The following is a 19,701-nucleotide window of genomic DNA, read 5'->3' as shown; positions in this document are numbered from 1 at the left end:
CATGAAACAAGCGAAAGATCGGAGATGGACGCATGACCGAGAAGCTGAAACTCGACATACCATTGGTGCTGCCAGAGGTCGCGGACACTGCCGATGCTTGCGTCGGTCGGCTGCTGAAATCCATTGAGGGAAGGGCGGGCGTCGAAACGGCGCATGTCGTCGCGGCCGTCGACGGCGCGCCGGCAAAGCTGTGTGTCCACTATGACCCAGACGAGCTTTCGATGCAGCGTATCCGCGACTTCGTTCAGAGCGCTGGCGCCTCGATCAGCGACCGCTACGGCCATGCCCATTGGGATATGGCAGGTATCGGGCATCAGCGCCGGGCCAGGACAGTGGGAGACAAATTGCTGGCTCTGTCCGGAGTGCTGGAGGCCAGCGCTGATGCATCAGGCAAGGTTCGGGTCGAGTTTGATCGGGAAGAGACTTCCGACAAGATCATCCTGTCAAAGCTGGCAGGGATGGGCGTCAGGCCGATTGCTCGTGGCAAGGCGCAAGAGGATCATTCAGGCCATTCCCACGGTTCAGAAATGGCGAAGGCCGAAGACAGCCATGCAGGACACGACCATGGCAGCGAAGACGGCGGCCATGAACATGGCGGCATTTTCGGCACCAATACCGAGCTGATTTTTGCTCTGCTATGCGGTGCATTGCTGGGCATCGGCTATGGTATCGAAAAGCTGTTTGCTGGGGCGCCATCGTGGTTGCCCACGGCATGCTACATAGGCGGTTATGTCTTCGGCGGCTTCTTCACCCTGCGCGAGGCGATCGACAATCTGAAACTCCGCAAGTTCGAAATCGACACGCTTATGTTGGTTGCGGCCGCCGGTGCCGCAGCCCTTGGGGCCTTCGCCGAAGGTGCATTGCTGCTCTTCCTTTTCAGTCTGGGTCACGCCCTTGAACATTATGCCATGGGGCGCGCGAAGCGCGCGATCGAGGCCCTGGCAGAGCTGGCACCAAGGACCGCCCTGGTTCGTGGCAAGGATGGAAGCACCCATGAAGTTCCGGTGGAGGATCTAGCGATCGGCGACGTCATCGTCGTCAAGCCGGATGAGCGGGTGGCCGCTGACGGTTTTGTCATCAAGGGGACCAGCGCAATCAATCAGGCCCCTGTCACGGGCGAGAGCATGCCCGTCGATAAAAAGCCGGTCGTGGACGCGGCTGCTGCGCGCGCAAACGCCGATCGCCTAGATGCAGAGTCTCGCGTCTTCGCCGGGACAATCAATGGCAGCGGGCTGCTCGAAATCGAGGTGATACGTCTTTCGAGTGAAAGCACGCTCGCAAAGGTGGTCAAGATGGTGAGCGAAGCGGAGACGCAGAAGTCGCCGACCCAGCGATTCACCGACAAGTTCGAGCGTATTTTCGTTCCGGCTGTTCTCGCGCTGGCCTTCATTCTTCTGTTCGCGTGGGTGGTGGTCGATGAGCCATTCCGCGACAGCTTCTACCGGGCCATGGCGGTGCTAGTAGCGGCCAGCCCCTGTGCGCTCGCCATCGCAACGCCCAGTGCGGTGCTTTCCGGGGTGGCGCGGGCGGCGCGCGGTGGCGTGTTGGTAAAGGGCGGCGCGCCGCTGGAACTGCTGGGTTCACTCAATGCCATTGCCTTCGACAAAACGGGGACGCTCACCAAAGGCGAGCCGCGCATCCAGAAGGTCATCACCGCGCCCGGTATCGAGGAGGAAGAACTGATGGCCATCGCCGTGGCGGTTGAATCGCTCAGCGATCATCCGCTGGCGCAGGCGATAGCGCGCGATGGCAAGGACTATGTTCGGAACAGGCCGATTCCGGAGGCGAGCAGTCTGAAAAGCCTGACTGGGCGGGGTGTCTCGGCGCTGGTCGATGTTGATGAGGTGCTGATCGGTAAGGCGGAAATGTTCGGGAGCGACGGTATTCCGCCACTTTCCTCGCAAATGGCTGAAGCGATCGAGGAACTGCGCAAAGGTGGCTTCACATCGATGATCGTGCGCCGGGATGGTCAGGATCTCGGTGCGATCGGACTGTTGGATACTCCGCGTGAGGCGGCACGCGCTACCCTTGAGAAGCTGCGGGCGCTGGGCATCGAGCGCATGATTATGATCTCTGGCGACAATCAGCGGGTGGCGGATGCAGTCGCCAAGCAGGTCGGCATCGATGAGGCGTGGGGCGACCTCATGCCAGACGATAAGGTCGAGGCGATCAAGAAGCTGAGGGCGCAGGCAAAAGTCGCCATGGTCGGGGATGGCGTCAATGACGCCCCTGCCATGGCCACCGCTACGGTCGGAATTGCGATGGGCGCTGCCGGGTCCGACGTTGCTTTGGAAACTGCCGATGTCGCGCTGATGGCCGACGATCTGGCACATCTGCCATTTGCTGTTGGCCTTAGCCGACATACCCGATGGATCATTCGCCAGAATGTTTTCGTGAGCCTGGGCGTCGTCGCATTTCTGGTTCCAGCGACTATCCTCGGGTTGGGCATCGGACCAGCGGTGGCCGTCCATGAAGGCTCGACACTTTTGGTCGTGGTCAACGCGCTCCGGCTCCTTGCCTATCGCGACGCGACGAAGGGATGAGCGGGCGGGCTATACCAACGGCGTCGTTGCGGCGCCGAACATGGCCGCGATGATGCTGATCGTGCCGTCATGGTGGGAGACCGCCACCCACATCCTCAGCTTGGGTGCGGCTTACGCGCTCGCGCTGCCGGTGGGGTGGGACCGGGAAAAGGATGAGCGGAGCGCAGGCATCCGTACCTTTCCCCTCGTCGCCATCGCCAGTTGCGGATTTGTGCTGGTCGGTATCGCTATCCTTGGTCGGACGTCGCCTGCGCAGGCCCGAATCCTTGAAGGCTTGATTACCGGCGTCGGTTTCATCGGTGGCGGCGCGATCCTGAAGCATCGCGGCAAAGCGTCAGGCACAGCTACGGCCGCCAGCCTTTGGGCAACCGGCGCGCTGGGCGCGGCCGTGGGATACGGCCTTTATGACATCGCAGTGGTCCTCAGCCTGACCACGTTTCTGACCCTGCGCGGCTCTCGCCCTCTGAAGCGCGCGACACATGACAGCAGCGCGCCACCGGAGAAGGCATGATGTCGGCGATACTCTACACCCTCATACCGCTGGCGGCCGTCATTATAGGGGCCGTACTGTCGGTCGTACGTCGTCCCGGTCCAGCATTTGTAAGCGGGATGCAGCACCTAGCTGCGGGGGTTGTCTTTGCAGCGGCGGCATCGGAGGTTCTTCCGCAGATCAAACATGGCGCATCGCCGGTAGCAACGCTGATCGGCGGTTTGGTCGGACTAGGCGTCATGCTCCTGCTCAAAGTGCTGGAGGGCAGGGCCAAGGGTCCGGTGGCGATGCTTGGCGCGGTGGGAATTGATATTCTTGTCGATGGCCTTGTTTTGGGGCTGGCCTTTCTCGCCGGCGAAAAGGCCGGATTGCTGTTGACCATAGCCTTGACGCTGGAAGTCCTGTTCCTTGGGCTTACGGTGACGGCCGAACTTGGTGAAACGATCGTTTCGCGATGGCGGGTCGTCGGTATCACGGCAGCCTTGGGCCTACTTCTACCGTTTGGTGCATGGATAGCAGCGCCGGTTGCCCTGTTCCCCCCAACCATCATCGTTGGCTTTTTGAGCTTCGGCATGGTGGCTCTGCTTTACCTCGTAACGGAGGAATTGCTGGTCGAGGCGCATGAGAGGCCCGACAGTCCTCTTGTCAGCGCAATGTTTTTCGTTGGCTATCTGGGTCTCCTCCTTCTGGAGGAGCTGATGTGATTGCCCCTGCTAACCGACCGCGCGTTCGCCGGATTTCTGTAATGGCAGTTCAGTTGGCAGCGTTGGTTGCCATTCTGATCGGCGGGACAGTGTTTTTCGTCAGGTTCGTGGCGGCGCCGACGCCGCATTCCACGCCGCAGACCGTCAATCTCACCATCGTTATCGAGCCTGGGGGATCGCAGGAGGTCAACGGATACCTAGAGTCTGGGGACCGCATGGCGCTCTCCTGGCAAACCGACGGTGCCGATCTTGGCTACCGCTATCATGTCGAGAGCGGACATGACACGCCGAGCATCTTGGCGATCGGGCTGTCGAGGGACGGCGATCAACAGTTCATGGCCGCACATGGCGGCTTTTACGGCATCGGCCTTCGGAATTTCACGGGTCGCAGAGTGACCGTGACCCTGAAAGCCACCGGCACCTTCGAATATTTCAGGGCGATGTTCGCTCAGCGCAAGGCGGAGGCCCCCAAGTGACGAGGTTCCCGCATATCCATTCTCAGATCGCAGCGACCGCATCGGCAGGGAGGCCATCATGACGGACATCGATAGAGTTCTGGCTGCTCGAAATGCTATTATTCAACGCAATGCCGCGATCCGCAATGCGACGGCACCGGCAACTATCGATCCGAAAGCGGCGGAGGCGTTTGCTGCGAAGCTGCAGGGCGCACTTAGCGCCACTGCAACCAGCGTCCCGGCACTGACGGTCAATCAGCCCTCCCCAACGGATAGCGTCCGCTCCGCGATTTCCAGCGTGAACGAGACTATGGAACAGGAAGATGTGGCGACCGAGGCCTATGAGCGCGGGGAAACGACCGACATAGCGGCGGTGATGCTGATGAAATCGCGATCGGATATCGAGTTCGAGGCGACGCTTCAAATCCGCAACAAGCTGCTCGCCGCATATAAGGATATCATGAACATGCAGATTTAACGGCCGCTCGGTGTTCGCTGCCTTTGCAGGATTTGGTTCTGCTGGATGGCCCGGATGCGTTCGTCCTGCTGCTGACGGACCTGCACACCGGCGATGCGCTCGCCCCGTTCAATCCTACCTGCAACCTCTTCCTTCCTCTGCTCGACAAAAGCCCTCTGTTGCTTGGTATCCTGCGGAAACCGACTGCTGGCGATCGTCATGGCCTGCGCAACATAACTTTGCGCCCGACGCAGGCCGGGATCATTGGCGTTCTCTGTATGTGACTGTCGACGGAAGCGCTCGGCGAGATCCTGCGTCCGTTCTGGTTTCTCCTTATTGTCGCGGACCTGGCTGACCGTCCTTTTGTTGGCGGGTGCATTTCCCGGCGTTTCGGTGTGGCGCGGATTGTTGCGTGAAGGAGGAGTGGAGGGCTGTCGCGCCTGATCGCGCTCGGCCGCAGCCAGGGTCTTGGCGTCGGGCCTGTAACCGTCAATGGTCAGGCCCTGCGCAGATGCCGCGAGATATGCTGCCCGCTTGAAATCCGCATCACCATTGATCTTGAGTGAGGTCCAGCCATTGGCTTTGGCGAGACGTACCAGATCGGGCAGAGCGCTCGCGTCGCGGGCCTTGATCCGGTCTGGCGATATCGTTGCGACGGGGGCTTTATCATGGGCGCTGCGGTAAAGTTTGTTCCCGACCCGAACGAAGCGCGATTCCAGTTCCTGTGGCATTTCCACGCCAGCGCGCCGACGAGCCGTCTCTTCAGACTTATCCGTGGAGTTTACATTTTCAGCCATTTTAGCGCTCCTGTTCGATCAAACCTACTCTTTCGTGGCCGCGTTGCTTTGCTTCGACGTCGATCAGCATGTCGGGGAAGTCCGAGATAATCACACAATCCATCGCGAAAGTTTGGGGATCGGGATTGGCGAGTTGGTCCGCATCGGGCAGCACGCAGGGAGGAAGATCCTCCTCATCACGGATGCGCCGGGGGATGGGCGCAACGATCGGCGCAGGCATGAGCCGGGATGTGAAATGCCCATCCGTGAAGTAGCGGATCTTGTCTCCCCGGATCGGTGGCATCCCGCCCCTCATCAGTAGCAATTCGTCTGCGGGAAACTGCATCAGTTCCTGCGGAAGCAGGAGCGCGCGTCGATGGTCGGACATCGATTTGGACCGATTTGCAAGAATGCCGTGGATTGTCAGCGAGCGTGTCACTGCCTCCTGACCTATATATCCGATCCGCTCCGACAGTTCGTTGGCGACGCGGAGTTCCTTGGGCGTAAAGGCTACTTCAACACCGCAGTTTGATACGATTTCGTCAGCTACATGCTCCCCATAGACGGCGCGGAGCTGGGATCGGGACTGGATAACGGGCAACAATCGGATTCCATATCCAGCGACGTAGGAAAAAGCGCTCGCGATCACCTGAGCGCGGCCGATCCGGGCAAACTCATCCAGCAGCACCAGCACCTTGATCGGAGTCCCATCATCGGGGAGATCGCGGACGTTGAGATCGATGAGCTGCTGGAAGAGAAGGTTATAGAGCGGTGCCACCCGATCCAGTTCGTCCGGCGATACGCCGAGGTAGATCGACATCGGCCGCCTCCGCAACTCGCGAAGATCGAAATCGCTCTCTTCGGTAGCGGCATCCACGCGGGGATTGAGCCAGAGGCTCAGCTTGGATGTGACTGTCTGGACAATGCCCGCAAAGGTGTTGTCAGCGCCCGACGTAAAGTCGGCCAGCGCATTGCGGCATCCCGTGGAAAGCCGAAGCGAGCGATCCTCCAAAACCTTGCGGAAATAGCCGCGCGTGTCGCCTGTCGTCATGAGGCGATAGATCGCCCCGATCGTGAACGGCGCATCGGCTTGTGCAAGATAGGCACCGACGCCCACAAATGCCGTTCGTGCAGAATCGGTCCAGAACGGTTCTCCTCGTTCCGGGGGAACGAACAACATGGTCGCTATCTTCTGAAGCTCGATGATAACCTGATCGGGATTGACCCTGTCGATATAGGCCAAGGGATTATAGCGAGCGGTTCGCCCGTCGGGATCGGTGGGATTGAACAGATATACCGCTTGGCCATGCGTCGCCCTGAATCCGGCGGTCGCCTCATAGTTTTCTCTCTTCACATCGAGAATGACCACCGATCCGGTCCAGCTCAGCAGGTTGGGAATGACGATCCCCACGCCCTTGCCCGACCGGGTAGGGGCTTCCACGATGCAATGTTCGTTGCCGGCAAATATCAGGAAGCGGCCGGATTTTTTGCCAAGCACAATGCCATCATCACCGCGGAAGCCGCCGCGCCTGATTTCGCGTTCCTTGGCGAAGCGGGCGGCACCGTGCAGCGGAGGCTTGCGCGTCACGAACCAGAATAGGAGAAGTCCGGACAGCAGCGATCCGGCAGCAAGCCCGGCGGCAACGGCTTTCAAAACAACGGGATCGCCTCGATAATACCAGAAGAATGCTGGCATCTTGAAGGGGTCGTAAGCCGAGGCAGGCAGCCCCAGGACAAACCATGCGATGATCGAGCCGGTCAGGAAGAGAAGGAGCAGCGCAATCGGAATCCCGATCGCCAAGGCCACTCCCCGGCTAGGCTGCGTGCCGCCCTGCGGGGTCATAATATATCTCCGTCACGCGAAATTTCCCCTGCACCTTCTTCATCTGCACCACGACATCCACAAGGATCTTCAAAAGCGAGCGGATGTCGTCGCGGCCGAGATCCGCGCCGCCCTCGCTCTCCTTGACCAGCAAGGTAAGCTGATCGAAGGCGAGTTCCGCCGATGCGGCATGGATGGTCGTGATTGAGCCGGGATGGCCGCTATTGACGTTGCGCAGATAGAAGAAGGCGGTGCCGTCCCTGAGTTCCTGCAACAAAATTCTGTCGGGCCGCATACGCAATGCGCTTTCCAACAGCTCTTTGGCCGTCACCTTGGCAGTGCCCTGGCCATCCTTGCTGTAGGTCATGTGGACGACATTGCGATGCGGGACGACCAGCTCGCGCGTATCCTCTATGGTCAGAAGCCGCTCATCCTCTGGGATGAGTTGGATCAGCCCTTTCGCCAATGTCGTTTTGCCCGATCCTGTGGCACCTGAAATCAGGATGTTGAGGCGACTGCGAACCGCCAGCTCGAAAAACTCAACGTGTCGGCCCTCGCCGAGGAGGGCGAGCAGCCTATCTTCATTTTCGGTCATGCCCCGCGCGGCGACCTTCGTTTCCGTAAACAGGCCGCTGGCTTGGAAATCTGCCATGTTCAAAGTCTTGGTCGACGGCTTGCGTATCGTGATTGATACCGTTCCATCCGGCGCGACGGGCGGGGCGACAATCTGGACGCGCTCACCTGTCGGAAAGATCGTGGAGCAGATCGGGTTCTCGCGCGTGACATCCTGCGATGTGAACGCTGCGGCGGCTGTCGCTAATATGTTGAGACGCGGCAGAGTCAGCTCCTCTTCCACGGCCCAGGTCCACCCACCCTTGCGTTCGACCGCCACTTCAAGGGGCTGATTGATGACGACTTCCGTCACCTCCTCATCATCGAGATATTTCCGCAAAGGCAGCATCGCGTCATCGAGGACGGCGGTGTTCCGGAAGGCGGTGACGCTCATTTCAGGCCCAACCCGTAAACTTGGCTGAAGTCGAAATCCTGCGCCACGGTTATGGCAAGGTCGGTGCCTTGCGCGACCCGCAGAACGGGCTTTATCTGTTGGGTGTCCTGCAAAATGGTCGATGCAGAATCCGACGGAACGCGCGTAACATTATTTCCCGCGCGGCCGACTGCGGTGGACGCGACATAAGCACCATCCTCCAGCACGCTGAATAACAGTGCCGAGCCGAAGCGATCCCAGAAGAACCGATCGACCTTTCCGCCCACACCAGCACGGCCGAGACTGTCGGACGCTGGCGACGCTATGTCTATCGATACGCCTCGTGGTGTGACAGCACGGCTCCACATCGCGAACAGGCGATATTGGCCGCGATTGAGGCCGCCCTGATACTCGCCAAAGACCCGCGTGCCTTTCTCCATGAGGACGACGCGGCCGTTGTCCGAATAGATGTCGCGAGGCACGATGCAGGTCGCATAGCCCGGCACGCTGCTGTCCATCGCGGTCTGAAGGGTGCAGGGGATGATCGAACCAGCGGTGACGAGATAATTGCGATCTCCGATCATGCGCGCGGTCGTGCGTCCAATGGCCGATGTGCGCTTAAGATCATCCAGGGGTGTCGCTTCACGGGCCGCCCTTTCCGGTCCAGAGGTCTGCGTTCCTTCACCTCTCAAGCCGGTAAGACGATCAGTGATTGGCTGGCCCGACGAGCCGTTATAAGCGACGAGCGTGGACCGCCGCGCAGTATTCCGCAGTTCCTCAGCTTCCGCGATACGGCGTTGCGCCGCCGTCGCTTCAGCCGACTGCGCGCCATGTGGCGAACCTCCACCAGGCCCAATCGCCGGCACCTGTTCCCCAGCAAGCTGGACAGGAGCGTTCGGGTCTTGCGCGGCTGATTGGAGGGTCGGCGCGATTACGGTCTTCGGATCATAGGGTACTTCCGGCGCGGGTGGCTTCGGTTTCACGTCCGGCATCTTGTTGTTTCCGCCTACGCCGGCAGCGATCGTCAGGGCTGCGAACAGCAGCGAGCCGCCCAGGGCGCCCGCCACGATCATCTTTTTAGTGTCCCATTGAAACGTCTTGAGGGAGGGGATGCGGTTAGGCCGATCAACCGCGGGCGCTTCGCGATCGATTTCGTCCATGTCCGGGGTGGCATCGACGTCAAATCTTTTATCGCTCACATCAATCCTCCGTCTGCCGTTCCACCACTTCGGAGGCTGTGTCCGTCTTCGGATCGCGGCCGTAAAAGTTCGGCTTTTCGTTGTAGATGCACAGGACCACCTTGCCCCGGCGCAGTCGCAATTCGCGGAAGACGCCGTGGATCACGACGAATTCGTCCCTGACATCGAAGGATGCGGTGGCCTCACTGCCATCGGGATTTACCGTGAAGATGGCAGGGATTTCGCGCTGATTGGGAAAGCGCAGGACCGTAAATTGTCCATTGTCGCTAACTTCTGACGGCTGAATCTCGGATGACCCCTGCACGGTGTAATTGAGATTGCGGGTGCCTTCCAGAACGCCCAGGTCCAATGCCGCCTTGATGGCACCGTTCTGCTGCGCGAGGACTTGGGCGAGCTGGCGGCGAGCAGCCGCTTCGCGAAGGGCGGCCGCCTCCTGTTCCGGGTAACGGATGCGAACCTTGTAGAATGTCTCCGTAGCGCGACCGTTAGCAACTGCCGACAGGGCAAAGGTGTAATTGCGCTTCTGGCCCGCATAGTCCGTCACCACGATGAGGTTGGTTCCGCCCGCTCGCTCACGCGGTTTGATGAACAGAGAGTTTTCAGCGGGCGCGACTTCCCATGACACGGTATCGCCCATGGCCACGAACTTGATGACCTCGCCCTGCGCGAACTCGATCTGTGTCGCGGTCCTGAAGGCGCTCCGGATCGCGATGACATTCTGGTCACTGTAGCTGACTTCCCGGACCCGATGATCGGCGGTGACGGGGCGAGGGGTGTTTTCGGCGCTGGCGGCCGACGGAAGCGCCGCTGCCATGATCGCAGCGCCGAGTATGTGAAGATGCCTCATTTTCCACCTACTTCCACGTCCGCGCGATAGGATTTGACCTGAAAGCCGAGCGGATTGGCGTAGCGCCCCGCTTCCGATTCCGGTTTTGAAAGTACGTCGAATGTGATGGTCGCGATGGCCGGGGTCTCAGTGGCCTGACCATCGCGTTCAAGCCGTTTTGTGAAGCGCACCTGGGCGACATTCGCCGAGATGAAGGATACGGCCCTCACTGCAACGAACACCGTGTCGCTGGCGGTGAGCTGGTTCTGTGGAGAGTCCGGATTATCCTTCTTGTAGAAGGTGATCCAACGGCGCTGTTCCTCCGGTGCCGAGAGCGCGAGAACCTGATTGAAAAACTCTTGGCGTGCCTGCGGAATCCAGCCCTCGCGCGCCCTGACATAGCTGGCGAGGAAGTATTTCCGCACCGCTTCGTCATAGGTGATGGCCTTGTCACCCCGGAGCTGCTGGGTCACTTCGGTCGCGCCCGTGGATCGATCGACGGTGACGACATAGGGCACCACGGTCTTGAGCGGCGATAGCATCGCCACCGAGGCGACACCGACCACGGCTATGACGCTGGCGCCGCCGGCAACAATCCATGCGAGGCGCTTCGACCGATCTGCCGCAACGAAGCGTTCCCGATCCCAACTTTGGGCTTCGGCAAAATATGCCTTCAGATCCTCAGCGCTGTCCTTGACCCCGATCGCCATTGTCAACAGCTCGCATAAACGGGCTGGGAAGCCGCGTTGTTGGCAGGAGGTGGCGAAGCTGCGCTGATCGGCGGCACGCCGCTATCATCTCGCGACGCAGGGCCATTGGCTCCCGGCGCAGCAGACGATGGAAAGAGTTGCGTGGGTTGAGACGCCGACCCTGACGGACTACGGGCGGGCAGGGTCGGGAGAATGGTCCCATAGGGATTAGCAGGTCGCTTCGATTGCCCGTTGCAACGCGGAACCTTGGCTTCCTTGGCCGCGAGAACCGGCGTTGGTGTTGAAAGTGCGAAAAGGGCTATTGGCGCAAGCGCCTTTGCATATTTCATGGCGTTTCTCCTATCTCGTCCGCGTCAGGGTTCCGCCGGTCCCACCGCCGCTCCCTCCACCCAATCGACGCGCGCCAGCGCCGACCGCGCGCGCGCCGCTAAGGGGCGCACCGGCCATGGTGCGGCCAGCGATTGGGGCTAGGTTTCCAGTAACGGCGTTGGCAAATTGTGCGGCCAAGGCAGGGCCACCCCCTCCCAGACCTGACGCGAGGCTTGGGATTTGCAGGAAGAAGAAGAAGCCCAGGACGTAGAAAGACAGTGCTTTGAACGTCGCGACGAGAACGCTGTCATCATTGGTGATTGCGTTGATGAAGGTATCCGTCGTTTGCGATATGAACAGCGTGACCAGCAGCGCGAATACAACAAGCATGATGTAGCTGATGGCGGACCCTAGCCATGCGAAAAACCAGCCCCGCGTAGAATCGAAAAGAAGAGCTGCGACGAAGAGTGGCCCGACGACTGCTAACAGCGCGAGCGCAAAAAGTGCGAAGGCGCAAATGGTGAAGCCTAGCGCGCAAGACAGGAGCGCGACGATTAGGATAACCAGATTGGCGATAGCTGCGAGTATGATTTCTACGAAATTATTAGGGATGCCGACGAGGTTCTTTCCAGCTTCCTGCGTATGTTGATCTACTATCTCAGTAATTTTCGCGATGGCTCGTGCGGCGCCTTGGAGCAATGTATCGAAGTAGCCGCCGAGGCCCCCGACATCTGCGCCGCCAAGAGCATTTGCAAATTGCCCCGGAAGTCCGTTCATCGTGAAGAGACCGACCGACGAGCCGTACAGCGAGCTGACGGCCCATGTGAGCGCTGCGAGCTTCAGGGTGCGATAAACGAATTCACGAGCAGGATACTGAACCGCTCCCCTGAGAATCGCGCCTCCCAGCAGGATGATGTAAATGGTGACGCCGACCCGGAGCGGACCAGAAATGATGCCGATCACCGAGGAATACAGAGCAATGATGCCCGCAAGAGCGCCATCCACTGAATTCATCATGTTTTCGAAGATCGGGAAATCCATTGGTCTGCCGCCCTATCCCAGCATTAAATGCCCATCTGCTTTTTGAATTTTTCGCGTTCACGCTTTTGGATTAGTTGATACTTGGCGGTATCTGCATTGTTGCAATTCTCGGTCACAACAGCAGGCCAACTTGTGATCGGTCGTTGTGAACCCTTCCAAGCAGTGCAAACGGCCTCCATCTCGGTCCGATCAGCGTCATTCTTCATAAAGAAATCGACGCTCCGGAGAGGAATGTCGGATCGAAGCCCTTCCCCTGTCTGCGTCTTTTCCGACGGCGAACAGGCGGATAGAGCGACGAGGGTTACGAAGATGAAATTTGTGGCCCGCATCAGTCGATGCCCATCTGGCGCCGGAATTTCGCACTCTCGCGCTGCTGGAGCGTTAGATATCCTTGATACTCGGCCTCAGCCTTAGCGCGGCGCTGTAATTCGACGGCCTGCAGGGCCATCATATCGTTCGACATCTGCGCCTGTTCCAATTGGAGGCGAGCGGTCATGTCCGCGCGCTCGGCGGCAGAATTGGAGCTGGCTAGTCGCGAACGTAGTTCCTCCAAACCCTCGCGACGGCTCGTAACGGAATCTCCTACGGACCCGGCCAAGCCCGCGGTGACGGCGGCTTGGCGGGCACCAATCTCGTAGTTTGCCCGCGCGCTTTCTGGAGTGTCTGGGGACAGTTGCCCCATCAGCCCCTGAAAAACGCTGTCGGAGCGCCCGCGAAGGCGGCCGATCACGTTGAGGTCGCCGTTGGCGTATCCATCGAGACTTCCCGAGGACACGTTCAATTCGCGCATGGCGTCGGTGCGGAGGCTATCCGCAACCCGCCCGATATCCGTTGCCTTGTTCAAGTCTCGATAGAGATCGCGGGCCTGCTGAAGCTGGTCGGCCCCCTGCGCGAGCATCGAAACGCCTTGGCGAACCTGCTCAAGTTGCTGGAACAAGCTGCGCGTGTCAGTCACAGGGATACCCTGCGCGTGTGCGGAACCCATGCACGCCACCAGCGAGGCTCCCATCACGATGTAGCGAAGTTTCCTAGCCGTCATGTGACTTCTCCTTTCAACTTGAACGTCGGCGGTTGTGGAAGATCGGGAGCCAGACAGCAGGATCGCGTCCGTGTTCTGCGATCACGTCACACGCGACAGCGGTGGTTTCCGCGCGGCCCGACAGGACAGCCAGTTCATTGTCGAGGCCGGTCAGGTCCAGTTCCACGACGACGGAATCATGACCCTGTTTCACCAGGAACTTATGCGACTCTGGAGACAGCTCCTCGCGAATCAGCGCAAATTCGGCTTCGGTCATGGAGAAGCCATCGATATAATCGCGGCGCTGCCCGTTCGGGTTGGGCAGCATGATCTTGGTTGCCACCTGCTCCAGAATCGAATGGCTGATGTCGCTTTTGAGCGCGTCGCCGGGAGATTGGGTGGCGAACACCATCAGAGCATTGCGCTTGCGGTATGTCTTCAACCCGTCCTGGGCGAAGCTGCGAAATGCGTTGTCACCGAGCGCTTTCCAGAACTCGTCTATCACGATCATCGTGCGGTCGCCGGTCAACATCTTGTCGATCCGGTGAAACAGATAGAGCATCAGGGGCGCGCGGATATCGGCATTGTCGAGGAAATCCGTCATGTCGAAGCCGATGAAACGTGCATCGAGCGCCATTTCATCTTCTGCGTTGTCGAACGCCCACCCCAGCGCGCCGCGCGATGTCCATTTCTCCAACCTCGCCCCCACACCGCCTTCATCGGCCATGCCGAGCATCGTGCGTAGCGCATCGAGGGATCGCGCGGCTGAGGGCAATTTCATGACGGCGGCAATGCCATCATCGATGCGCCTCTCTTCCTGTACCGAGATCGGTCGACCTTCGGCGCGGACGAGCTGACGAACCCAGAGCGACAGCCAGGCACGGTCCTCTGGCGTATCGGCAAGGGCCTTCAACGGTGCGAAGCCGGTGGGTGTGCCATTGGCCAACGTCAGATAGGTGCCGCCGCTGGCCAGCACGAAAATCTGAGCGCCCCGATCCTTGTCGATGAATATCTGCCGTGCGCCGGTCTTTTCAGCCTGAGCCATCAGGAAGTTCAGCAGGACCGTCTTTCCGCCGCCCGTAGGACCGATGACCATCGTGTGGCCGACATCCCGCTTGTGGAAGCTGAAGAAATATGGGCTTCGAGCACTTGTCTTGAGGAGTGCAATGGCATCCCCCCAATGATTGTCGGTGGCTCTCCCTGCGGGATAGGTATGAAACGGCGCGAAGGCCGCGAAATTGAGCGATGTGATCGGTGCTGGCCGTGCGCGCCACGCAAAATTGCCGACGAGCTGGCTCCAATATGCCGCTTCCAAGGCCGCCCCCTCGCGCGCAGCCACCATCCCCGTATCGGCGAGGGCCGCGCGCGCGATCGACATATGATCGCGGAGGGATTTGAGGCTCCCGCCATATACTGCGAGCGTGAAATGATGGTCGCCCAGTACGAAGCGGTTCGACATGAGATCGTCAGCGGCATCGACCAGATCATGCATCTGGCTGATTGCCCGATCGTCGGCATTCTCCATCTGCCGCTGCCGCAGGCGGAACCGCTCGGCCGCCGTGGCGCGGCTTAAAAAGGTGAAGGACTGTGTGAGAACGAAGCCGAAATCCACGGCCAGGAGGGATTGAAACTGCCGGGGCGTCGTGAATGCTGGATATTCCCGGATGCCGAACACGCCCCCGAAGGAGCTGCGATCGGCGTCGCGCACTTCCACTGTCTCGCCGCCGAATATGACCCGTTGCCGATATAGGGCGCTGCCCAGATGACCACGGATGATCGGCACGCGCCGATGGCGTCCCGTCATCACCATTTCCGCGACTTCGAGGGGTTCAGAGAATTTCAGGCCGTTATGCCCATAGATCGCGAGACGGCGCGGCTCGCAGCGAGCCATCAGCTTTTCAAAATCGCGCGCCTTATCCTCAAGGAACTCGATCAGATCGTCATCCACCGCATCGGCGGCGGATTGGATCTTGGCCTTGGAACGGAAGAGATGGATCAGCCTATCAGCACCATGCACAGCGGGCCGCGCAAGGATGGTGACGAAGAAGCGGTTGATGAACATCCGCTCCTGATTGACGCGCGTGAAATAGGCAGCGTCGAGATCGCGGGCAAACTTCGACCTGAAATTGCCGCCAGGATATTGCTCTACCCGCGCCCTGACCAGATGTGACCAGACTGAAAGCCGATCATCATGCAGGTTGCGCAGCATCCCGTTGAGCTTGGAATGCCAGTCATTGAGGTCGCGGACGTCGGCAGTCTCGAATGCGCGACCCTGTAACTCGAAAGTGAGCATGATCGCGCCGGAATCGAGAACGATCATCTCCTCGTTGATGTGACGCGCATAAGGGAGGAACTTCGTCGGAAGGACTTCCTTGAGTGCCACTTTCAAGGGCACTTGGGCTGAGAGGCGGTCCATCTTAGCCACGCCGCCCGAACCCCTTGCGAGCTATGCCCTTGAGGGGGAGGGGGGTGTAACTCGATCCGCCCCAGAAGGTGCGGTTGCGGTTCGCTGCCTTGGTGCGGAAGAAGAGGAACATCAGCCGAAAGGCGTTGACGTCCTGACGCACGACAAGCCGGGCCAAGCCATAGCAGACCCCTGCCGTGACGAGCGCATAGATCGGGTTGTTGGTCCCGATCAGGACGATCGCCGAGACCAGCAGGATAGGCACGGCCGCTTCAATCGGAATGCCCGCCCAGAGGGCAGGCCGCGTCACGGCAAGGAACAGCGTATTGCGCGCTATATCTTCTCTGTCGTCGGCCATAGCCGCCTCCCTTGCTGCGGCCCGATCCGGGATCGGGCCGCGAGGTCATCAGGCCGAGCCTGCGATTTGATCCACGATCCACGGTGCGGAGAAGATGATTGCGATACCGATGATGACCGTCACCAGCGCGCCGGTATTCACCCTGCCCATCAGCCATCCCGCGCCTGCAATGATGACGGCGATTACCGCCAGAGCGCGCAGCAGGCCGTTGCTGAGCAAGCCCAACACATTATTGGCGAAGCCCTCCAAATTGGCGGATTGAGCATAGGCAGGGTCCGGTGTCGCCATAGCGGCAATGCCGGCGATCGCGACCGTGGCGGCAATCGTTGCCGCTCTACGCTGGCGAGGCGACGCCGTCCTTACGATACGCTGGATTGTGGATCGCACAGACAATGTGGGGGCATCCCTTAACGCGAGATAGTTCATCAGCTTCCTCCTGTTTCCGCGTTGCGCGCACGGTCGTAAGCGGCTCGGGAGAACACATCCCAAGCCGGGGGTGGGGGTGATGCCGTTTGCGTTGGATTGCGATCGGGCATGTTTTCGGCGACCAAATCGGCCAGCATCGTGCGGGGCGGCTTGGTCTGAACATCGGGAGCCGTCGGGCTATAGGCGACGGGTGAGATACCGTCCGCTACGCCGGCGTTGCTCAGCACACGGCCGACATAGCCGTTGCGAAATCCTCTCGTCGTGGAGCCGGTATTATACATGGACAGCGCGATCCGGAGCGCCTCTTGCGGCAACTTTCCGTCGCGGACCTGATGATAGTTGGCCGCCAATACCTTCCCAGCGGCGCCGATATTCGTGCAAGGATCGAACACATTGCCCCATGTCAGGCCCAACGCAGCCATGTTGTTCGAATTAATTTGGCCCAGGCCGAGATCCACGGAGTAACCCTGCGCGATATACGCGCGGGCGACCCGCGCTGCGTCGACGGCATTGGTCGGACGGGCGGGCTGGCGGGCGACCCCGTTGACGTTCAGGGCGAACTGATAGCCCTTGCTCTCAGTATGGACCACGGCAACGATCGTGGACGGGGCCACGCCTGATGCACATTGCGACGCGAGGCCGAGGATCGCTGCCGTGGTGAACTGCATTATTGCGGACCCCCAGGGATGGCGCTGGCTTCCGCTGCTGTAATGTCGGTCTCGCTGGGAACCGTGTAGGTGTTCCTGCTCCCGTCTTGCATCGTCATGACGACAAAGCCGGGGCGACCATTTTTTGGCTTCGTGTATTTCGCGGCAGAAACGCCACCCGCGCTACAAGTCGGGAAGCCGCCCCCTAACGCCAGACTGCGCAGCAATTTGCGGATAGGTGGGACGCACTGCGCATATTGCATCCAGCCACCCGGATTGCTCGCGCACAGCAGGACTTCGCAAGCCCATGTCCCGTCAGAGGCCATGGCTGGGGACGGTGTTGCCGAAGACAGCATCAAAGCGGATGCGGCCATCGGTATGGACAAGCGATTTCGCATGTTTTCACCTCTCTTGGGAAAACACCTTAAATCGCTTTTTCGACTCTGCCTAGACTGCGAAGGACTCGCAATAAGTGCTGTTCACCGTTTGGCCGACAGTTTTGTGTCAGAAACGGGATGGGTCGTTCCATAGAGGGGATGGGTTGACGCCAATCACCAAACTATAACGATAAGCCGTAACGACATGCCGAATGGCAGAAGAAACCTTTGAATATAAACGAATTCTCTTCTTGTCGTAGAGCGCAACATGATAGGGGGTCGATCCGCGCCAGCTTACGCGAACATTGATGTACCACTTGCCGTCGTCGTCGCGCTGATGCAACTGAACGTCGGTGATGGTCCCGGCGACTGGTCGGTGAGAGGTCAGCTCGCGCTCTAGGATCAGTTCGAGTTCCATTTTCCCCCGTGTAGCGATTTCTATCATTTTCACTGGTGATTAATCGTTGCTTCCGTTAGCCATAGGGTAAGTGGCAAGTGAGAGGAGGTCCAGTGAGCGGACGCGATCCCGACGCCGTTGCGCGCGATGCAGACCGCATCGTGCGCCAGCTCGGCGGCAAATGGCATGGCGATTACGCGATGTGTCGATGCCCGGCCCATGCTGATGGCGATCCAAGCCTTTCCGTGCGGGTCGGCAGCCGCGCGGTGCTTTTCCATTGTTTTGCTGGCTGCACGTCTGACGCCATTGTCGAGGCAATGCGAAAGGGGCGTTTCGCTCCGGTGCACGATCATGATCCCGGTCAGCGCCATGAAGGCGGAAAAGGGGATTTCAACAAACTCGCGGTCTCAATCTGGCGCTTTGCTGATCCCTTCGCGGGCAGTCTGGCTGAGCAATATATGCGTGCCCGCGCGATTATCCCTGTCGGGGTCAATGCTCGGTACGATGCGCGCTGCCAGCTCGGCGCAGGAGAAGAGAAAGCGTTTGCGCCTGCTCTGATCGTGCCCGTGGAGGAAGACGGCGGGGTTGTTGCAATTCATCGGACTTTCCTGCGCGCCGATGGTCTCGACAAAGCCGACGTGCCTAAGCCCAAGCGCATGCTCGGCAATCCCGGTGGCGGCGCCGTGCGCTGGGGTGGCATTCCTAGCGACGGCATCCTGCGTTTGGCTGAAGGGGTCGAGGAAGCGGCAAGCGTCATGAACATGCTGGCCCCGGAAACCTATGTCTGGCCTGTCCTTGGCATCGAACGGTATCAGACCGTGACCATTCCGGAGAGCATCCGCAAGGTCATCATCTACAGTCAGCACGGGATCGAGGCGGCGCGCGCTATCAAGCGAGCCGAACCCCATATGAAGGGCAATGGTCGCCAACTCGTCGTCAAACTTCCGCCCAACGATGGCGACTGGAATGATCTTCTGCGCGAGATCCGCGCGCAATGAAGCTGTTTCCTGGCTTGCCGAACCATCAACGGATTCTGATGGCCGTCATGTTTGCTGCGGTGTCCGTCTATGCTCTCGCGCAGCAGAAGGAGCGGGCGGCCAGCATTGTTTCGCTTCGCCTCAACGATGCGGCTCCCAGGGTCATAGACGGCGACACGCTAGACGTCTCCGGCTCGCTGGTGCGGATAGTCGGCATAGATGCGCCCGATGACGACCGGCTGCCTCTCAAGCGGGCTTCCACGCTCACCTTGCAGGGCCTGATCGACCGCGACGGCGGTGTCGAATGCGCGACGAGCCTTTTCGATGTCGCCCTGCAGCGCGAGAAGCAATGTCGCAGCCCTGCGACCAGCTATGGTCGCTTGAATCTTTCCTGCCGGTTCAAGGCGAACGGGGCGAGCCTCGCTGCCACTATGGTCGCACAGGGCTATGCTGTCGATTACCGGCGATACTCCGGTGGCGCCTATGTGAAGCTGATGCAAAGCGCCGCCCGTGACCGCCGCGGGCTATGGGGTCAGGACTATGAAGGAATGCGGCAACTGGCGATCGAGCGTGCCAGTCTGCCCAGCGGCTGCAAGCCAGGAAAATAATCAGGCCATCTTGCCGGATGTAGCTCGTCTCATAACCGCGGCGATTTGCAATCAACCGCCCGTCATGATATCCAAATCAATCTAAGGTATTGGATTATTTAACATATCTCAACACCAATTCGTGTCTTATACCGTAGTTTCAATGGTTTGCAGGCGATGAGCCTGTCCATTG

Annotated in this window: 20 protein-coding genes; 7 read left to right on the top strand and 13 right to left on the bottom strand. The window is 59.8% G+C overall.

The window, feature by feature from the left end; translation table 11 throughout:
- The first annotated feature begins 32 nt into the window (after positions 1-32).
- The 5 genes from AC58EF_RS26240 to fliE are packed head-to-tail and all read left to right on the top strand — an operon-like array spanning position 33 to position 4,670.
- Complete coding sequence (locus AC58EF_RS26240; protein ID WP_497279376.1) at positions 33-2,543, top strand: heavy metal translocating P-type ATPase; 2,511 nt, start codon at positions 33-35, stop codon at positions 2,541-2,543.
- 40 nt (positions 2,544-2,583) lie between these two features.
- On the top strand, positions 2,584-3,054 hold the full coding sequence (locus AC58EF_RS26235) for an MgtC/SapB family protein (RefSeq protein ID WP_497279375.1): 471 nt from the start codon (positions 2,584-2,586) through the stop codon (positions 3,052-3,054).
- Positions 3,054-3,737, top strand: a complete 684-nt coding sequence (locus AC58EF_RS26230; RefSeq protein WP_497279374.1) for a ZIP family metal transporter — start codon at positions 3,054-3,056, stop codon at positions 3,735-3,737. Before AC58EF_RS26235 ends, AC58EF_RS26230 begins: the two co-directional genes overlap by 1 nt.
- A 41-nt stretch (positions 3,738-3,778) precedes the next feature.
- Positions 3,779-4,213: a hypothetical protein gene (locus AC58EF_RS26225; RefSeq protein WP_497279373.1), complete on the top strand. Its 435-nt coding sequence runs from the start codon at positions 3,779-3,781 to the stop codon at positions 4,211-4,213.
- A 58-nt stretch (positions 4,214-4,271) separates the two neighbouring features.
- On the top strand, positions 4,272-4,670 hold the full coding sequence (gene fliE / locus AC58EF_RS26220) for a flagellar hook-basal body complex protein FliE (RefSeq protein ID WP_497279372.1): 399 nt from the start codon (positions 4,272-4,274) through the stop codon (positions 4,668-4,670).
- Here fliE and AC58EF_RS26215 read toward each other — a convergent pair.
- The 13 genes from AC58EF_RS26215 to AC58EF_RS26155 form a co-directional block, all read right to left on the bottom strand.
- Positions 4,667-5,446, bottom strand: a complete 780-nt coding sequence (locus tag AC58EF_RS26215; RefSeq protein ID WP_497279371.1) for an LPD7 domain-containing protein — start codon at positions 5,444-5,446, stop codon at positions 4,667-4,669. The genes fliE and AC58EF_RS26215 overlap by 4 nt on opposite strands.
- A gap of 1 nt (position 5,447) precedes the next feature.
- The gene (locus tag AC58EF_RS26210; protein WP_497279370.1) at positions 5,448-7,268 is read right to left on the bottom strand and encodes a type IV secretory system conjugative DNA transfer family protein; all 1,821 of its coding nucleotides are present in this window, start codon (positions 7,266-7,268) and stop codon (positions 5,448-5,450) included.
- Positions 7,240-8,253 (bottom strand): P-type DNA transfer ATPase VirB11, encoded by a 1,014-nt coding sequence (gene virB11, locus AC58EF_RS26205; protein ID WP_497279369.1) that lies wholly within the window; start codon positions 8,251-8,253, stop codon positions 7,240-7,242. Before virB11 ends, AC58EF_RS26210 begins: the two co-directional genes overlap by 29 nt.
- The gene (virB10, locus tag AC58EF_RS26200) at positions 8,250-9,392 is read right to left on the bottom strand and encodes a type IV secretion system protein VirB10 (protein ID WP_497279368.1); all 1,143 of its coding nucleotides are present in this window, start codon (positions 9,390-9,392) and stop codon (positions 8,250-8,252) included. Before virB10 ends, virB11 begins: the two co-directional genes overlap by 4 nt.
- A 40-nt stretch (positions 9,393-9,432) precedes the next feature.
- Positions 9,433-10,245 carry a P-type conjugative transfer protein VirB9 gene (gene virB9 / locus AC58EF_RS26195; RefSeq protein WP_497279367.1) on the bottom strand — a complete coding sequence of 271 codons (813 nt, stop codon included), beginning with the start codon at positions 10,243-10,245 and terminating at the stop codon, positions 9,433-9,435.
- 29 nt (positions 10,246-10,274) lie between these two features.
- A complete protein-coding gene (locus AC58EF_RS26190) occupies positions 10,275-10,967 on the bottom strand; it encodes a VirB8 family type IV secretion system protein (RefSeq protein WP_497279366.1) in 693 nt (230 codons plus the stop codon).
- Positions 10,968-11,306: 339 nt separating this feature from the next.
- Positions 11,307-12,317 (bottom strand): type IV secretion system protein, encoded by a 1,011-nt coding sequence (locus AC58EF_RS26185; RefSeq protein ID WP_497279365.1) that lies wholly within the window; start codon positions 12,315-12,317, stop codon positions 11,307-11,309.
- A 328-nt stretch (positions 12,318-12,645) separates the two neighbouring features.
- A complete protein-coding gene (locus AC58EF_RS26180; protein WP_497279364.1) occupies positions 12,646-13,356 on the bottom strand; it encodes a type IV secretion system protein in 711 nt (236 codons plus the stop codon).
- A gap of 13 nt (positions 13,357-13,369) precedes the next feature.
- On the bottom strand, positions 13,370-15,751 hold the full coding sequence (locus tag AC58EF_RS26175; protein ID WP_497279398.1) for a VirB4 family type IV secretion/conjugal transfer ATPase: 2,382 nt from the start codon (positions 15,749-15,751) through the stop codon (positions 13,370-13,372).
- A gap of 1 nt (position 15,752) precedes the next feature.
- Entirely contained in the window at positions 15,753-16,097 is a 345-nt protein-coding gene (locus tag AC58EF_RS26170; protein WP_046764985.1) for a type IV secretion system protein VirB3, read from the bottom strand.
- 48 nt (positions 16,098-16,145) lie between these two features.
- Positions 16,146-16,523 (bottom strand): TrbC/VirB2 family protein, encoded by a 378-nt coding sequence (locus AC58EF_RS26165; protein ID WP_497279363.1) that lies wholly within the window; start codon positions 16,521-16,523, stop codon positions 16,146-16,148.
- Positions 16,523-17,191 (bottom strand): lytic transglycosylase domain-containing protein, encoded by a 669-nt coding sequence (locus tag AC58EF_RS26160; RefSeq protein ID WP_497279362.1) that lies wholly within the window; start codon positions 17,189-17,191, stop codon positions 16,523-16,525. The genes AC58EF_RS26165 and AC58EF_RS26160 overlap by 1 nt, the downstream gene beginning before the upstream one ends.
- 483 nt (positions 17,192-17,674) lie before the next feature.
- A complete protein-coding gene (locus tag AC58EF_RS26155) occupies positions 17,675-17,965 on the bottom strand; it encodes a hypothetical protein (protein WP_046764988.1) in 291 nt (96 codons plus the stop codon).
- Positions 17,966-18,057: 92 nt separating this feature from the next.
- Here AC58EF_RS26155 and AC58EF_RS26150 point away from each other — a divergent pair, with 92 nt between their 5' ends.
- Entirely contained in the window at positions 18,058-18,942 is an 885-nt protein-coding gene (locus AC58EF_RS26150) for a DUF7146 domain-containing protein (RefSeq protein WP_497279361.1), read from the top strand.
- Positions 18,943-18,980: 38 nt separating this feature from the next.
- Positions 18,981-19,529, top strand: a complete 549-nt coding sequence (locus tag AC58EF_RS26145; protein WP_497279360.1) for a thermonuclease family protein — start codon at positions 18,981-18,983, stop codon at positions 19,527-19,529.
- Positions 19,530-19,701: the final 172 nt, after the last annotated feature.

The organism is Sphingobium sp. WR1 (assembly GCF_059693745.1).
This window is presented reverse-complemented; position numbering and strand designations above follow the sequence as displayed.

Excerpts from the sequence above, each read along its gene's own strand:
- AC58EF_RS26185 (WP_497279365.1), bottom strand. The coding sequence starts at position 12,317 with ATGGATTTCCCGATCTTCGAAAACATGATGAATTCAGTGGATGGCGCT.
- virB9 (WP_497279367.1), bottom strand. The coding sequence starts at position 10,245 with ATGGCAGCGGCGCTTCCGTCGGCCGCCAGCGCCGAAAACACCCCTCGC.
- virB10 (WP_497279368.1), bottom strand. The coding sequence starts at position 9,392 with ATGGACGAAATCGATCGCGAAGCGCCCGCGGTTGATCGGCCTAACCGC.
- AC58EF_RS26165 (WP_497279363.1), bottom strand. The coding sequence starts at position 16,523 with ATGAACTATCTCGCGTTAAGGGATGCCCCCACATTGTCTGTGCGATCC.
- AC58EF_RS26145 (WP_497279360.1), top strand. The coding sequence starts at position 18,981 with ATGGCCGTCATGTTTGCTGCGGTGTCCGTCTATGCTCTCGCGCAGCAG.
- AC58EF_RS26180 (WP_497279364.1), bottom strand. The coding sequence starts at position 13,356 with ATGACGGCTAGGAAACTTCGCTACATCGTGATGGGAGCCTCGCTGGTG.
- AC58EF_RS26175 (WP_497279398.1), bottom strand. The coding sequence starts at position 15,751 with ATGGACCGCCTCTCAGCCCAAGTGCCCTTGAAAGTGGCACTCAAGGAA.
- AC58EF_RS26210 (WP_497279370.1), bottom strand. The coding sequence starts at position 7,268 with ATGACCCCGCAGGGCGGCACGCAGCCTAGCCGGGGAGTGGCCTTGGCG.
- virB11 (WP_497279369.1), bottom strand. The coding sequence starts at position 8,253 with ATGAGCGTCACCGCCTTCCGGAACACCGCCGTCCTCGATGACGCGATG.
- AC58EF_RS26230 (WP_497279374.1), top strand. The coding sequence starts at position 3,054 with ATGTCGGCGATACTCTACACCCTCATACCGCTGGCGGCCGTCATTATA.
- AC58EF_RS26190 (WP_497279366.1), bottom strand. The coding sequence starts at position 10,967 with ATGGCGATCGGGGTCAAGGACAGCGCTGAGGATCTGAAGGCATATTTT.
- AC58EF_RS26155 (WP_046764988.1), bottom strand. The coding sequence starts at position 17,965 with ATGGAACTCGAACTGATCCTAGAGCGCGAGCTGACCTCTCACCGACCA.
- AC58EF_RS26235 (WP_497279375.1), top strand. The coding sequence starts at position 2,584 with ATGGCCGCGATGATGCTGATCGTGCCGTCATGGTGGGAGACCGCCACC.
- AC58EF_RS26240 (WP_497279376.1), top strand. The coding sequence starts at position 33 with ATGACCGAGAAGCTGAAACTCGACATACCATTGGTGCTGCCAGAGGTC.
- AC58EF_RS26215 (WP_497279371.1), bottom strand. The coding sequence starts at position 5,446 with ATGGCTGAAAATGTAAACTCCACGGATAAGTCTGAAGAGACGGCTCGT.
- AC58EF_RS26160 (WP_497279362.1), bottom strand. The coding sequence starts at position 17,191 with ATGCAGTTCACCACGGCAGCGATCCTCGGCCTCGCGTCGCAATGTGCA.
- AC58EF_RS26170 (WP_046764985.1), bottom strand. The coding sequence starts at position 16,097 with ATGGCCGACGACAGAGAAGATATAGCGCGCAATACGCTGTTCCTTGCC.
- fliE (WP_497279372.1), top strand. The coding sequence starts at position 4,272 with ATGACGGACATCGATAGAGTTCTGGCTGCTCGAAATGCTATTATTCAA.
- AC58EF_RS26225 (WP_497279373.1), top strand. The coding sequence starts at position 3,779 with ATGGCAGTTCAGTTGGCAGCGTTGGTTGCCATTCTGATCGGCGGGACA.